Origin of the sequence: Moraxella equi (genome assembly GCF_002027555.1) — a bacterium.
Lineage (GTDB): Bacteria > Pseudomonadota > Gammaproteobacteria > Pseudomonadales > Moraxellaceae > Moraxella > Moraxella equi.
Genome location: NZ_MXAP01000015.1, coordinates 15407 through 31200, shown reverse-complemented (window position 1 = coordinate 31200; position 15794 = coordinate 15407). Strand labels below are relative to the sequence as shown.

The following is a 15794-nucleotide window of genomic DNA, read 5'->3' as shown; positions in this document are numbered from 1 at the left end:
CCTTTAATCTTATGTCTAAGATTTGGGGGTCGGTTCAGAATTACTTTGGATGGTTTTTGAATAATCAGAAGATTATTTGGTTTCTACAACGTTAGTTACCTTGTTACCTTGGATAACTGCATAAACACGGCGGTTAAGTGCTTTGTTTTCAGCAGTATCGTTAGGTGCTACAGGACGGTCAAAGCCATAACCTACCGCAGAGATACGGTTAGGAGCGATACCGAACTCGTTAGATAGCATAGACTTCACAGCGTTTGCACGAGCTTCAGATAGGCGTTGGTTGTACTTAGCACTTGAACGCTTGCTGTCTTTAGAAGCGTGACCTTCGATGGCAGCAGTTGCGTTCGGGAACTCACGCATCTTGTCAGCAACTTTAGCAACCTCTTCACGGAACTGTGGTTTGATGTTTGACTTGTCACGGTCAAAGAATACACGAAGTTCCATGCGTAGGTCTTCTTGTACCGCAGTCTCAACTGGGCAACCATTAGCGTCAACCACAACGTTGCGTGGAGTATCTGGGCATAGGTCTAGATGGTCAGCAACACCATCACCATCGCTGTCAATGAACTGCTCTTCAACAACTTGTACAGGTTGAACCACTGGCTCAATAATAGGAGCAACAGCAACTGGAGCAACAGCAACTGCAGGAGCCAGACGACCACCTAGAGTCACTTCAAGACCTGCTAGGGCTTGACCTTCCCACCATGCGTTGTCAAAGTTGTGAACGGCACGAGCTTCACCACGTAGAGCTAGAGCATCGTTGATTAGGTAACGAGCACCTAGACCTAGGTTACCGATGGTGTCTTTTGATTCAGCAACTTCAGAGCCAGCGTTTACAGTACCTGAAATACCAGTTTGAGTGGTTTCACCTGCACTGGTATTATAAGCTTGGCGATTTTCCATGGTGGTCTTAACTTGACCAGCACCCACCAATACATAAGGCTTGAATCTGTTATTAGTGTAGCCAGTAAACTGTTCGGTACCGATTAGGAAGTTACCAGAAATGGTTTCTCTTTCTGCATCAAAACGGTTGATACCAGCTCTTGCAGAGGCTTCTGACGCTTCACCGTTGGTGTTAGAAACACCATACTCCACTTGGAATTGAGTAGATGGGGTTAGTTCCACACCTAGAGCAAGACCAGTGTATAAACCGCCTTCTTGGGCAACGCCACCATTGGTCACTTTACCAGCACGACCATCAATAGATTTGCCGTCAGCGTTAACATATAGATCTTTACCAGTTTTGAATACTTCACGTTGTTTGTCGTGAGCCTCATCAGGATGGTTGTAACCAACAAGTGGGGTTACAGTAACGCCAGCAGATGCGGCGGTAGCAGCAGTGGCAACCAGTGCCAAAGCGATTTTATTAAGTTTCATAAATTCCTCCAAAGGATGGTTTCGATTAAAGTCAAACACACTAGACTATCACTGTCTATTCTAACATTAAGCTGAAATATTTTTCAATAAAAATCTATAAAAATAAGCCAACTTTCTGACAGATAGCCATAGCTTAACGGCAAAATAAGAATTTGACAACCTTTTTTTGATAAAAAATACAGTTTATTACATAAAAGTTGCCATTTTTTACAATAAAGCAGATATTTTTAGTGATAAATGGCATCAAGCTTTACAACCAAAAGCTTGTTTCATATCCTGCACAGCCCTACCCAAGCCCACAAATACACCATCGGCAATAATACTATGCCCAATGTTTAATTCATGAATGCCGTCAATCTGAGCAATGGGGGCGACATTATCCACCGTTAAGCCATGCCCTGCATTGACCAAAAAGCTCGGGTGTTTAGACAAAGCAAATGCTACGCCTTTTTTGACACGGTCTAGCTCATGGGCGATTTTGTCTTGGTTATTTTCAAGGCAACGCTCGGCATACGCCCCTGTGTGAATCTCAATAGCATCCGCCCCAAGCTCTATCGCTCTGTCAATCTGGGCGGTATCGGGGTCTATAAAGAGCGATACTTTGATGCCGACATTTTGCAGGTCTTTGATGAAGTTAGGTAATTTATCATTATTGATGACATCAAGCCCACCTTCGGTCGTCACCTCTTGGCGTTTTTCGGGGACAAGGCACACCCACTGGGGGCGGACATCGCAGGCAATGGCAAGCATCTCATCGGTTACCGCCATTTCTAGGTTCATTGGAATGCCAATCGCTTTTTTCATGGCATAGACGTCAGCGTCCTTGATATGACGGCGGTCTTCACGCAAATGCAGGGTAATGCCGTCCGCCCCTGCTTGCTCACACACCACCGCCCCTTTGACAGGACACGGATAATCCACGCCACGAGCGTTACGAAGTGTGGCGATGTGGTCAATATTAACACCAAGTCGGGGGGTTTTCATGGTTTTTCCTTAATATCTCGCATATGTTAGGGCTTGCCATCTGCTGGCATGGTCGGCTCTTGGCTGTTGTCAAAAAGCGTTTGCTCAAGCTCGGGCAGTGCCGTTTTCATGAGACTACCGACATACATCTGTGGCTCTGATGGCATAAAGCCCATGAGTGCTTCTAGCTCGCCCACCCGCTTTTTGGTGTAGGCGTAGGCGTTATCAAAAGTGTTTTTATCGCCACGCAAGCCTTCGGCAAAAAACGCCCGCCCAAAATAACTCAAATCGGCGTTATGACCGCACCCGAAAGACGCTCTATCGGCAGCCGATGCGGTAATGATGAGCGTGGTCGGTGATGCCAAACTCTCAATAAACGCACCCGAGTAGCACGATGAGATGACAATCACCCGCCAACGAATGCCCGATGCGTCAAGCGTCTCTTTGAGCCACACAGGGTCAATGTCATCCAAATCCAGTGGCGGATTATCCAGCACCAAATCCCCCAAAATCTGACCGCTCTCATCCACCGCCCCGTGTGAGCTTAACGTCAAAAACAGCACGTCTTCATCGGCATTCATCTGTTTGCCGATGGTTTGGAGCGTCTCGTGAATACTGGTCTTAGTGGCGATGGGGTCAGACTGCCATGTATTTGGGTTATTGATGAGTGCAATTGATTTGCCCTTTGTGCCAAAACGCACATCAAACAGCTGTTTTGCCTGCTCTATCTCATTGGTAAAGACATCCAACTCGCTATATCCTGCCACACCCATAAAGTACCAGTCGGTCTCGCCCGTCTCCGACTTTTCAATGTTCGCCAAATGGTCTGCCAAAATCATCGGCTGGGCATAAAAGGCAGTCTCGCTGATGGTCGGGTTTTGGTTTTTTACCTTAAAAATGGGTTGGTCTGCCACGTTTTTTTGCCACACCACCAACAGGGCAATTGCCCCCATCATCATGATGACTCGCTCCCACCACTGCCAGTGCAAACGCTTGGCGAAAATCAGTAGCAGTGCTGCCGTCTGCCACACAAACAGTGCCACGAACAAATCGGGCAAAATGCGATACATCCAATTTGGTAGCCAGTTTTGCAAGCTCAAAAACTGCATGCCACTTTGCACCAAAATCAGTAGTGTATCTGCCACTAGCCACAAAATCACAGGCACAAACAGCAGTGAGTAGTTAAGCGTACGCTTGGCAAGCAAAATCCCTGCAATGAGCATGATGGTCGGCCAAATCAAGTAGCTAATCAGCCCCTGCTCGTTAAAGTCGCTACCAAAATTTGCCGTCAGCCACGCCAATAAGATATTGACCGCCAACGCCAACAGAGCAAACAGCACAAACTGCCCAAACGTGGGCTTGACCCAGTTAAAGGCACGCACCGACCCCACCAACATCCACAAGGCAGCGACGATGTTGGCGGCAAAGTTTAGGGAAAATCTTGGCAGGGATTGTATTTTTAGGGATTCTAGTGACAAATGGCGACTCTTTATCGATATAGAACAAAAAGTTAAATTGGTTTATTTTCGCAAAAATTTACGGTTGTGGCAAGTGGTTTTATAAAAATTTGGTGCATTACTGTTTATCAATGACGAAATGACTGACGTTCATTCGTTAAATCAGCAGAGTTTATTTTTAGAAAAAGTTATACACCCAAGAAACTTTAAAATTACTACAAATACAATGATGTGTGGACGTAGGGGCGTGCTGAGCACGCCTTGTATAGTAATATCATCAAAGGGTGTGCAGAGCCAACCCCTACAAACCCGTGATAAATATCAAGTTGGTTGAGTGTACTTGCTCAAAAACCATAAATTTTTTGTGGATTTTTTAAAAACTTAACCGCCAAAGCGGATAAATATGTTAGAATATTACCCCTATCTTGGTTTGTGTTGATTGGTTGGCACTGGGGCATTTTCCCTTTGTCCAAATTTATCAATAAATACACCATTAACCAAGGGTGAATTTACACCTTTCTACCTTTAACACCTTTTATAAAAGAGATGACATGGTCAGTATCTACCTGCTCATTCCACTAAGTCTTATGTTGTTCGTTGTGGCGATTTGGGCGATTGTGTATGCGGTCAAATCCAACCAGTTTGAAGACTTAGACAACGCCCCCGACCAAATCATCTTAGACGACCGTCAAGCCCGCCGTGACACCCTAAATCACGCTCGCCAGGCAAACCAAAATAACCAACACCACAAGGATAACGCATGAGTATCGCTCTATTAGTACCTGCCCTTGCCATGGGCTTTTTGGGGTCGCCACACTGCATGGGCATGTGTGGGGGCATTGTGACTGCTTTTGGCATCTCGATGAAAAACCTAAGCCCCCAAAAACGAGGTATACTCATCGCCAGCTATCACACAGGGCGACTGCTCAGCTATATGGGTTTGGGATTGATTGCCACCCTCATTGGCGAGAGCGTGCTTGCTCCGCTCATGACCGATAACGCTCTGCCACGCATTGTGCTGGGTCTGGCGATTGTGTTTGCCGCCCTACTCATGCTTGGCGTGCCATTTTTAAATCGCCTTGAAAAAGTGGGACTGGGTCTGTGGAATCGCCTTGCCCCTGTCCGCCAAAAGGTATTGCCCATGGACAGCTTGCCCAAGGCTCTGGGAGCGGGTCTGCTGTGGGGGCTACTTCCCTGCGGTCTGGTCTATGGGGCACTGGTCATGGCGATGAGTGTGGCGGCGGCAGGGCATGAACCCATCATGGGCATGCTGTTCATGCTCGCCTTTGGGGTTGGTACGTTGCCCATGCTTGTCATGACGGGGGCGGCACTGTCATGGCTACAACAAAAAGTTAAAGCCTTTAACCTGCGTAAATTTAGTGGAGCTGTTATGCTCATCTCGGGGCTGTCTGTCATGCTCTCGCCCACCATCATGCATCTCATGCACGGTCATCATCATGGCGGGCATGGCAATCATGGTCATGCACACGGTGAACACCACTACGAACACAATCATCAAATGAGCCAAGACGCTCATGCGGGGCATGAACATCATCATGAACATGGGCATCAGCACAGCCGTGAGCACAGCTCTCATGGACACAACCACGACCACCATCATTAAATGCCATCATCAAAGCCCTGTCATGGGGCTTTGACATGATTGGGCGGATGTTTTTATGGACACGCAAAGCCAACCCCCAAAACCTATGGCAAATATCGAATTCATTGGGTGTACAAAAAACCACACCCCATTATCAATCACTACTTATTCTCATTACCAACCTTTTAACCTGAAAAATTTTTGATTTTATGATAAAATACTGAAAAATTTTTAACCCAAAACCGCCATGCTAGAAATCCGCCATTTGCAAATGCTCTCCGCCCTTGACCGCCTCGGTTCGCTTGCCATGACTGCCGATGAGCTTAATTTGACCGCATCCGCCATTTCTCACCAGTTAAAAGAGCTAGAAAGCTATTATGACATTACGCTGGTCAATCGCCGTACTCGCCCTGTAACCTTTACGCCAGCAGGTCGCTTGGTTTTGCAGCTTGCCGATAATGTCCTGCCGCAAGTCGCTCGCACCAAAGCCGACATAAGGCGTTTGGCACACGGACAAGCAGGGCAACTAAGACTGGCAAGCGAGTGCCATAGCTGTTTTGATTGGCTCATGCCGATTTTAAATGTCTATCGTAACGAGTATAGCGATGTGGAGTTGGATTTTGCCTCTGGCTTTGAACCCGAACCACACCAAATGCTCCTAGACAGCGACATTGACCTACTCATCACGGCAAGCGATTTGCCGATAGACGGTATCCATTATGAGCCACTGTTTACCTACGAAAGTCGCCTTGTGATGTCGCCCACGCACCGCTTGGCAAGCCATAGCGTGATAACTCCTACCGACCTAGCGGACGAGACACTCATCGCCTATCCTGTGGAGCAGACTCGCCTTGATGTCATTGCCAAATTTTTAGAGCCAAATGGCGTTACCCCCAAACATATTCGCACGACCGAGCTTACCGCCATGCTCATTCAGCTGGTGGCAAGCGAGCGGGGTGTGTCGGCACTGCCCGACTGGGTGGCGAGCGAATATGAGAAAAAAGGCTGGGTGGTAACACGTCCGCTCGGGGCGGGGGTATATTGTCAGCTGTATGCAGGGGTGCGTGCAAGTAGTATGGATATGGCGTATGTGAAGGGGTTTTTGGGGTTACTTGAAGGGATTAAAAAGCCTTAAACTTAAAAGGGTAAAAATAAACCGCCTTTGGGGGGCGGTTTATTTCATATATACAAGGTGGTTTTATTCAAGACAAGCTTGACGGATAGCCGTATCTAATGAAGAAACGTGAAATCCCTGTTGCTTTCCTTGAACAGTCCACGAACCATCTGAACCTTGAGAGCCGTTAAAATATGTCCCATCATTGCAACGTCCTTCAACCTGAAACCAAATTTCATACCATTGACGTTCAATGGTATAAGCCATTGCACTACTTGTCATGGTAGCGATTGTGGCAAGAATTGCCAAGTTTTTGATAAATTTACCCATAAGATTTCTCCATGATTGGGGGTTAAAAAGGTGGTAATTTGTTTGTATGTGCTTTATAATATTCCCAAATTATTGAATAGTCTAAGACTTTTAGAACATTTTTCTGTCCAAATTGAGTTTTTTATGCAAATTCACGAAAAAATCAAACACCTAAGAGAATTTAATCATTGGACACAAGAAGAAGTGGCAGAACGCATGGGTATGTCGCCAAGTGGCTATGCCAAGATTGAACGTGGCGAAACCAAATTGCATTTAGATAAAATACAACAGCTGGCCGAAATATTTGAAGTGAATTTATTTGATTTATTGATTGCAGATAATAGTGGCGATACGTTTTATAATCATGTTCATAATAACGGAAGTTCTGTTTATTATAAATACTATACTCACAATGAAAATATAGCAAATGAAATTGAAAGTTTAAAACAAATCATCGCTTGTAAAGATGAAATTATTGCCGAAAAAGAAAAGCAGATTGTGCTATTAACCAAACTTCTAGACGGTCAAGAAAATCATTAATATAAGTGAATAAAGGACTATTTTTCAGGTAAGACATACCGCCCTTTAAACAGTTGTAAAAAGTAAGATTTGATGACAGTTATTTTTCATAACAACTGTTCTCATTTTCGCTTGCATACGCCCCACCACCACCCACAACAAATTTTTATTGCAAAATCCTACCCATTTCACTTAAAATAATCAATTTGCCTTTATAAAATGGGGATTGCCCCCATAAACATCAATTCATCACATCTTTACCGAGCGTTAAATTTTTATGAGCGTATTTGCCATTGGTCAGCGTTATTTGTCCGATTCTGAGAGTAATTTGGGATTGGGCGTGGTCATCGAAGTGGACGACCGCTGTGTTCACATCTTATTCCCCCAAAGCGAAGAAAAACGAGTGTATGCCAAAGCGTCCGCTCAACTGTCACGGGTGGTCTTTGGCAGTGGCGACACCATTTTTGACCAAGACGGGCAAGAGTTCGTGGTGGCAAGCTGTGAAGAGATAGCCGATGTCATGCGTTATCATCTGACCTGTGGCAAAAGTCTCATGGAGACTCGCCTGTCGGCAAACATCACGCTCGCCAAGCCCTTGGAGCGACTGCTGGCAGGACGCATTGAGCATAATGAGCATTATGAAGTCCGTCAAGACGCCTTGAAACTCAACGCCATGCTCACCTGTCATCCGCTTCGTGGACTCATCGGGGCAAGAGTGGACATCATTAACCATCAGCTCTACATCGCCCACGAAGTCGGCAAACGCCTAGCCCCCCGAGTACTACTGGCGGATGAAGTGGGACTGGGCAAGACGATAGAAGCAGGGCTTGTCGTTCATCAACAGCTCATCACAGGGCGAGCCAATCGAGTGCTTATCCTTGTTCCTGATAGCTTACAATATCAGTGGATGATAGAGTTAAAACGCCGATTTAACTTAGACTTTGCCATTTTTGACCTAGTACGGACAGCATCCATCAAAGAGCACAACCCTGATGAGAACGTGTTTGGCACCGAACAGCTCATCATCGCCAGCATTGATTTGTTGCTTGACCATCACGACCTATATGAGCAGGCGTATGCATCGGGCTTTGATTTGCTTGTGGTGGATGAAGCCCATCATCTACATTGGGACAGCGAGCAAGGCGGTAATGACAAATACGAGTTGGTGGCGGATTTTGCCCAACACATCGCAGGGGTGTTACTACTGACCGCCACGCCAGAACAGCTTGGGGTGGAGAGTCATTTTGCCCGCCTGCGACTGCTTGACCCACACCGCTTTGATGATTTGGATGATTTTATTGCCTCCCAAGACGCCTTTGCGGACGTGGCAATGGTGGCAACTTTGCTGATAGACGGTAAAGATTTGACCGATAAGCAAATCACGGCAGTGGCAGGACTGCTCGGCTTTGATGTCAGCGAGATTGCCGACATCAACACCAATGACAAACTCCGCCAGCACATCATTAACGAGCTACTAGACCGCCACGGCACAGGACGTGTGCTGTTTCGTAATACCCGAGACAGCGTGCAGGGTTTTTATGGACGTACCAGTATCGCCTATCCACTGCCCCTGCCAAGTGCATGGCAAAACACCCCTTACACCCATGGCAAACTGCGTGAACAGTTGTGGGGCGAAGAGGGCTTTCCTGACGGCTCATGGCTAGAAGCTGACCCCCGAGTGCCGTGGCTCATTGAGCTGTTAAAAAACGACTTAAAACACAACAAAGTCCTGCTCATCGCTCGCTCTGGGGCGACCATTGAGAGCCTAGAAGCGGTGTTACGTCTGCACGCTGGCATTAAGACCGCCATCTTTACCGAGCAGATGAGCCTGTTGGAGCGTGACCAAGCATCTGCCTACTTTGCTGACACACATGGAGCTCAGATACTGCTGTGTAGTGAGATTGGCTCGGAGGGGCGTAATTTTCAATTTGCCCAAGATTTGGTGTTGTTTGATTTGCCTGCCAACCCTGACACCTTGGAGCAACGTATCGGACGACTTGACCGCATCGGACAAATCGCCCAAATCCGCCTGCATGTCCCTTTTGTCGTTGGTACCGCCCAAGAACGCCTATATCATTGGTATGACCACGCTCTAAACATCTTTAGCCACATCAGTCCCACCGCCCAAACGGTGCAAGAGCATTTCATCGCTGACCTAAAACCACTACTAGAAGGGCAAGGCACGCCCAATGACTTTGCCGAACTGGTGGCGGACGCAACCGCCCTGCGTATACAGCTCGAAGAAGAACTACAAGCAGGGCGAGACCGTCTATTAGAATACAACTCATGCCGTCCTAGCGTGGCAGGACGTATCGTGCAAGCCATGCATGAGCTGGACAACACGCAGATACTGCCAGTATTTCTTGACCGCTATCTGGACGCACTCAACGTCGATTATAGCATTAGCCGTGATGATTCGTGGGTCATTCATCCCATTGACAGCACCGAAGTGCAGGACATCTCGGGACTGCCCCTTGACGAAGACGGTATGACCCTAACTTTTGACCGCACCCAAGCCCTAACCCGTGAAGACATGGCGTACATGACCCTAGAACACCCGCTCATGACGGGCGTGTTGGAGTCCATCAAGTCAGGCACGTTTGGCAACACCAGTGTGGTGCTGTTAAAATCATCCGCCATGCCACAGGGTATTATGCTCATCGAAAACCACTTTCGAGTCGAAGCCATCGCTCCCAAACACCTAAATCTATCTGCCTATCTTTCAGGGCAAATCATCCGTGTGCTACTTGCCGAAAATGGCAATGACCTAACCAAAGTGGCAACCCCCGATAAACTTCTGCCCATCATTGACAGACTGGACAAAGCCAAAGCCCGTCAAGTCATCAAGGCAAGACATGAAGTCATCGGCAACATCACCGCCCTAGCCAAGACCAAGGCAACCGATGAGCTGTCCGCCATCAGTGCGTCCGCCCAAAGCCAATTTGCCGACCATCTGGATAAAGAGATAGGACGACTGCAACGCCTACAAGCCATCAATCCCAACGTGCGAGATGACGAAATAAAGACTCTCATTGAGATGAAAGAGCAGGGACTGTCGGCATTGGCAAATCTATCGCTCGTGCCTGACAGCATTCGTGTGCTGATTTGTGTCAAACCTGATTAATCCAAAAGGAAGTTTTATGCCCCATCTTACCCTAGAATTATCCAAAAACCTAAAAATCGCCGATGAAGCCGATTTGTTATTAAAGCTAAATACCGCCTTATTTGAAAGCGGTCAATTTGCCCAGTCCAAAGACATCAAAAGTCGTGTATATCATGCCACAGACAGCCTTATCGGACTGGCGTTTGATGATGGCGAGCATTTTGTGATGGCACATTTGGCGATTATGGCAGGTCGCAGTGATGAGATAAAGGCGGATTTGGTCGGGCGTGTGATGAGCGTATTACAAAGCGAGATTGGTAAGGCTTATCAAAACGTGCAATATGCGGTCAATCTCACCGAATTGTCCAACGTTTATCAAAAGGCGATTGTTTAACTCATGGCTTAAACCACAAGGAAACATCATGAATTATCCAGAATACTTGGATTATTTGGAACAGACTTATGAAGTTACCTTGCCAAGTTTATACAAACAGCTTGTCAAAGATGATATGCTGGATATGCAAACTGGCGTGCCAAATTGGTATCAAGATGTGTTTCCAACACTTGTGCAAAACCCGCCTTTTTTACTCGTGTCTTATGAATATGAACAGTATCCGCCTGATGAGATGATTGCCTTGTCAAAGACTATCTGCCAAGCCAAGATGACGGCGATTGGTTTTATCTAAAACCAGAGTACGAAAATCGCTTGGTACTATTTGCCCAGTGTGGCAATGGCGACTTTTACGCCTTTTATTATGAGCATGATAAACACAGCGAGCCACAGATAGTTAGAATTTGCCATGACTGTGAAAGCGAGTATGTGGCAAACAATCTGCAAGAATTTATGGTATATAAAATGCTTGAAGTGGCTATGGTTGGGTGGGATAGCCCAAACATCAAAGAATATTTACAGGCTCAATTACGCACGCACAGTACTTATTTAACACCTGTCCAAATTGAGCGTTTAAATGACGTGTATCAAAAAGAGCCTGTCAAAGGCGATGACGGTTATTGGACGCTATTAGATGACGATGAATTTGAAGCGTTAATTGATGAGCTAATCCCTTTTGATAAAAGAGATGAGACCTTTGAGCTTTATGAATATGAATAACCGTGGTTTAACTGATGTTTTAGGGATTGTAGGGGCGAATTGCAATTCGCCCAATGATTAAAATTTGATAAATTTTAATAAAAGGTAAATTGTAATTTTCCCTACAAATTTATTTGCAAGCATTATCTATTAACCACGCCAACCATTACCAATCCTAAAATTTAAGATTATAAAACCCATGTCCTTCGCCCAAATCCACACCCGTTCTGTCATCGGTCTGACCGCACCGCCTGTTACGGTGGAAGTCCATATCTCCCAAGGCTTGCCTGCCCTAACCATGGTCGGCTTGCCCGAAGCGTCTGTGCGTGAAAGTAAAGACCGTGTCCGCTCGGCGATTATCAACAGTGGTTTTGATTTTCCCAATCGCCGTATCACGATTAACCTTGCCCCTGCTGACCTGCCAAAAGAGGGGGCTAGGCTTGATTTGCCGATTGCCATTGGGATTTTGACGGCAAGTGGGCAGATTGATGAGACGGTGCTGGATAATTTTGAATTTGTGGGCGAGCTTGCCCTAAATGGCGATTTGCGTGGGGTAACAGGCTCGCTGTCGGTGGCTCGCACCCTAAAAGGCGGTGGGCGAACGCTAATGCTACCAAGCACCAATGCGTCCGAAGCGGTGCAAGTGGCGGATATTTGCGTGCTGGGGGCACAGAATCTTGCCCAAGTCTGCCGTCATCTAAACGCTATCAATGGCGGTAATACAGACGATAGGCTGACCCCAACCGCCATACCGACCGTCAAAACGGTGGCGACTTATCCGCTTGATTTGTCCGATGTCAAAGGGCAACACCACGCCCGTAGAGCGTTGGAGATCTGTGCCACAGGTGGGCATTCCATGCTGTTTAAAGGCTCGCCCGGTTCAGGCAAAACCTTAATGGCAAGCCGTCTGCCGAGCATTTTACCGCCCTTGACCGATGATGAAGCCCTAGAAGTGGCAAGCATCTATTCGGTGGCAGGCGTGCCTTATGAGTTTGGCGTGCGACCATTTCGCTCTTGTCATCATACCATGAGTGCAATGGCGTTATCAGGCGGTGGCTCACGCCCCAAACCAGGGGAGATTAGTCTGGCTCATCAAGGCGTTTTATTCCTTGATGAATTGCCCGAGTTTGACCGCAAAACGCTCGAAGTCATGCGACAGCCGTTAGAATCCAAAACCATCACGATAAGCCGTGCCAACTCACAGGTGGATTATCCTGCCAATTTTCAGCTCATCGGGGCGATGAATCCGTGTCCGTGTGGCTATCATGGCGACCCGTCTAACCGTTGTCGCTGTACGCCTGAGCAAATCCGCCGTTATCAGGACAAAATCTCAGGACCCTTGCTTGACCGTATTGACCTGCATATCCATGTCCCTGCCATGCCGATAGACGACCTGCAAAACGCCCCGCAAGGCGAGCCGTCCGCCGTGGTGCGTGAGCGAGTTGCCAAAGCCCGTCAAATCGCCCTGGACCGTCAAGGCAAAGCTAACAGCGAGCTGACCCCAAGCGAGATTGATACCTACATACCGCTTGGCACGGCAGAAAAACAGCTACTCGCCACCGCCCAATCACGGCTCAATCTCTCCGCTCGTAGCTATCATCGGGTATTAAGAGTGGCTCGCACCATTGCTGACCTAGCAGGGGCGGATAGGGTCGGCGTGGCTCATTTGGCGGAAGCACTTAGTTATCGCTAACTTCTTTTTATATCAAGCGACCCATCATGAAAAACGAGCCACTGACCGGCTATCTACTACATACCCGAGCCTATCAAGAAAAACGGGCGATTTATCAGTTTTTTAGTGCCGAACATGGCGTGGTGCATGGCGTAGGCGTGCGTGGCATGCCGTCCTTTGCAGTCATTGAGCTGTTTGCCAGTGGACAAAACACCCTAAAAAACTTCACCCAAATTCACATCACGACCACATCGCCCCCACGCCCTTTGGGGCAAAATCAGTACGCCCTACTCTATCTTAATGAACTCATCTGCCGACTCATTGCCCCCGAAAACCCCTGCCCCGCCCTATGGCAACACTACCATGACAGCGTGACACAACTCCAAGCTGTCAGTCATGACATGGGCGATGATAAAAATAATAAAACGGGCAACAGCACCGCTCATGAGATGAGCAACATGAACAAGATGAAACGGACACTACGGCAGTTTGAGAGAGCGTTGTTTGATGAGCTGGGCGTAGGCATTGACTGGGGTGCAGATGAGACAGGGCAGGCGATTGATGTACAGTCATATTATGACTTTATCCCCGAACGGGGCTTTGTTAGCACCGACGGTACTGGCATGTCAGGGGCACTGATTAGGGCGGTCAGTAAGACAGACCATCATCAGTCAAGCCCCACCGCCTTGGCACTGCTCGGACAGGTACATCGGGCGATGATAGACTACCTGCTTGACTACAAACCCCTAAACAGCCGTAAGCTATGGGCAGAACAGGTCAGATATCGCCAGTTGTCTTGATCGCCTGCCCTGCGTTTGTTACAACTCACCGTCCGCCACGAGCGTGCGAATCACCTTTTTGTCATGCTTGCCCACGCTGGTTTTGGGAATGTCGGCAACAAAACGTAGCTCGCTCGGTATGCCGTATTTGGGGATAATCTCCCGTTCATAGGCTTGGTGTGCCAGTGCCAAAATGTCATCAGGCGTAATGTCATCATGATTTGTCTTTTTGACCACCAACGCCAAAGGTCGCTCGCCCCATTTATCATCAGGAATACCGATGACGGCAATGTCCGCCACAGACGGGTGCAACGACAAAATCGTCTCAATCTCCAATGACGACACCCACTCGCCCCCTGACTTGATGACGTCTTTTAGGCGGTCGGTAACTCGCACCACGCCTTTATCGTCCATGTGGGCGATGTCTTGGGTGTGTAGATAACCGTCTGTCCACAGCTCATCGCCTGCGTCTTGGTTTTTAAAATAACTCTGAGTCAGCCACGGCGTACGCACCACCACTTCGCCTGCGGTTTTGCCGTCTTGGGGTAGGCTTTGCCCGTGTTCATTCCAAATTTGCAAATCCACCAGTGGCACAGGCACGCCCGTACTTACCCGAATGGCAAGTGAGTTCTCGGGCGTTAAAGGCTCTTTTTTGTCAAAAGTTGCCACCGTAATCACAGGGCAGGTCTCACTCATGCCATAGGCGGTATAGACCTGTATGCCACGGGCTAGGGCGGATTTGGCAAGCCCTTCGGTCAGGCGTGAGCCACCGATAATCATCTTTAAGCCGTCAAAGGCAATATCACGCTCGCCTGCTTCTTTTAGCATCATTTGTAAAATAGTCGGTACGCAGTGGGTAAAGCTTACCTTGTGTTTGACTGCCAAATCTACCAGTAGGCTTGGCACATAACGGCTTGGGTAGATTTGTTTTAACCCAATCATGGTCGCCACATAGGGAATGCCCCAGCCATTAACATGAAACATTGGCGTAATCGGCATATACACGTCCGAGTATCTAAGCCCAACTTCATCGGGGTTTAGACTTGCCCCCATTGCCACCGCCATGGCGTGCAGGACGATTTGGCGATGACTAAAAAACACGCCCTTAGGGTCGCCTGTCGTGCCTGATGTATAAAAAGTCGTGGCAATGGTGTTTTCGTCAAAATCTTTAAATTCAAATACATCATCGGCACGGCTTAACAGCTCTTCGTACTCGCCCACCACAAAATCAGGGGCAGGCGTGGCGTGGTCATCAAGCCAAATGATTTTCTCAACGCTTGGCACGTCATGGACATGATTGCCAATCATCGGCATAAATTCAGAGTTAAGGAGCAACGCCTTGGGCTTGGCGTGGTTTAGGGTATATAGGATTTTTTCAGGGGACAGGCGGATATTAACCGTTTGTAAAATCAGCCCGAGCATGGGAATGGCAAAATACGCTTCTAAATAGCGATGACTGTCCCAGTCCATGACTGCCACAACGTCGCCTCGTTTTAGCCCCAAATCGGTCAAAACATTGGCAAAACGCTGTATCCGCCCCAAAAACTCCCGATAAGTAAATCGGGCTTTGTCGGCATAAAAAATCTCTTGGTCAAGCGAGACGGTTTTAGCTCGATTTAAGAGTTGTTTGATAATGAGTGGAAAAGGATAGGCGTGAGGGCTGGCTTCATAGCCGTGAATGTGGTCGTGCATGATGTGTCCTTACAAATAAAATAAAAAGTCATCAATCCTAAAATTATCCATCCTAAGACTGATGACTTAGCATAACTCATTTAAAAACACTTGTAAAGAATTTTTGTACATAAAAA

The 15794-nt window shown here is 47.5% G+C and carries 15 protein-coding genes; 10 read left to right on the top strand and 5 right to left on the bottom strand.

Going from position 1 to position 15794, the window contains the following annotated elements:
• Positions 1-72 precede the first annotated feature (72 nt).
• From B5J93_RS01505 to B5J93_RS01495, 3 genes are all read right to left on the bottom strand, one after another.
• Positions 73-1377 carry an OmpA family protein gene (locus B5J93_RS01505; protein ID WP_079324102.1) on the bottom strand — a complete coding sequence of 435 codons (1305 nt, stop codon included), beginning with the start codon at positions 1375-1377 and terminating at the stop codon, positions 73-75.
• 243 nt (positions 1378-1620) lie between these two features.
• Positions 1621-2361 carry a pyridoxine 5'-phosphate synthase gene (locus B5J93_RS01500; protein ID WP_079324101.1) on the bottom strand — a complete coding sequence of 247 codons (741 nt, stop codon included), beginning with the start codon at positions 2359-2361 and terminating at the stop codon, positions 1621-1623.
• A gap of 26 nt (positions 2362-2387) precedes the next feature.
• On the bottom strand, positions 2388-3818 hold the full coding sequence (locus tag B5J93_RS01495; protein WP_079324100.1) for a C13 family peptidase: 1431 nt from the start codon (positions 3816-3818) through the stop codon (positions 2388-2390).
• Between the two features lie 530 nt (positions 3819-4348).
• Here B5J93_RS01495 and ccoS point away from each other — a divergent pair.
• From ccoS to B5J93_RS01480, 3 genes are all read left to right on the top strand, one after another.
• Positions 4349-4561 (top strand): cbb3-type cytochrome oxidase assembly protein CcoS, encoded by a 213-nt coding sequence (ccoS, locus tag B5J93_RS01490; protein ID WP_036387736.1) that lies wholly within the window; start codon positions 4349-4351, stop codon positions 4559-4561.
• Positions 4558-5421, top strand: a complete 864-nt coding sequence (locus B5J93_RS01485) for a sulfite exporter TauE/SafE family protein (RefSeq protein WP_079324099.1) — start codon at positions 4558-4560, stop codon at positions 5419-5421. Before ccoS ends, B5J93_RS01485 begins: the two co-directional genes overlap by 4 nt.
• Positions 5422-5647: 226 nt before the next feature.
• A complete protein-coding gene (locus tag B5J93_RS01480; protein ID WP_079324098.1) occupies positions 5648-6535 on the top strand; it encodes a LysR family transcriptional regulator in 888 nt (295 codons plus the stop codon).
• A 63-nt stretch (positions 6536-6598) separates the two neighbouring features.
• Here B5J93_RS01480 and B5J93_RS01475 read toward each other — a convergent pair whose 3' ends face one another.
• On the bottom strand, positions 6599-6844 hold the full coding sequence (locus B5J93_RS01475; protein ID WP_079324097.1) for a hypothetical protein: 246 nt from the start codon (positions 6842-6844) through the stop codon (positions 6599-6601).
• 123 nt (positions 6845-6967) lie between these two features.
• Between B5J93_RS01475 and B5J93_RS01470 the strand changes: the two genes are divergently transcribed.
• From B5J93_RS01470 to recO, 7 genes are all read left to right on the top strand, one after another.
• Positions 6968-7363, top strand: a complete 396-nt coding sequence (locus tag B5J93_RS01470) for a helix-turn-helix domain-containing protein (protein ID WP_079324096.1) — start codon at positions 6968-6970, stop codon at positions 7361-7363.
• A gap of 256 nt (positions 7364-7619) precedes the next feature.
• Positions 7620-10466: an RNA polymerase-associated protein RapA gene (gene rapA, locus B5J93_RS01465; protein WP_079324095.1), complete on the top strand. Its 2847-nt coding sequence runs from the start codon at positions 7620-7622 to the stop codon at positions 10464-10466.
• 16 nt (positions 10467-10482) lie between these two features.
• Entirely contained in the window at positions 10483-10839 is a 357-nt protein-coding gene (locus B5J93_RS01460; RefSeq protein WP_079324094.1) for a 5-carboxymethyl-2-hydroxymuconate Delta-isomerase, read from the top strand.
• 28 nt (positions 10840-10867) lie between these two features.
• Positions 10868-11131, top strand: coding sequence for a hypothetical protein (locus tag B5J93_RS01455; RefSeq protein ID WP_079324093.1), 264 nt, complete (start codon positions 10868-10870; stop codon positions 11129-11131).
• Positions 11095-11556, top strand: a complete 462-nt coding sequence (locus B5J93_RS01450) for an SMI1/KNR4 family protein (RefSeq protein WP_115237154.1) — start codon at positions 11095-11097, stop codon at positions 11554-11556. The genes B5J93_RS01455 and B5J93_RS01450 overlap by 37 nt, the downstream gene beginning before the upstream one ends.
• A gap of 178 nt (positions 11557-11734) precedes the next feature.
• Positions 11735-13228, top strand: a complete 1494-nt coding sequence (locus tag B5J93_RS01445) for a YifB family Mg chelatase-like AAA ATPase (RefSeq protein WP_079324091.1) — start codon at positions 11735-11737, stop codon at positions 13226-13228.
• Between the two features lie 26 nt (positions 13229-13254).
• Positions 13255-14007, top strand: a complete 753-nt coding sequence (gene recO / locus B5J93_RS01440; protein ID WP_079324090.1) for a DNA repair protein RecO — start codon at positions 13255-13257, stop codon at positions 14005-14007.
• Between the two features lie 18 nt (positions 14008-14025).
• Here recO and B5J93_RS01435 read toward each other — a convergent pair whose 3' ends face one another.
• On the bottom strand, positions 14026-15678 hold the full coding sequence (locus tag B5J93_RS01435) for a fatty acid--CoA ligase (protein ID WP_079324089.1): 1653 nt from the start codon (positions 15676-15678) through the stop codon (positions 14026-14028).
• Between the last annotated feature and the right edge of the window lie 116 nt (positions 15679-15794).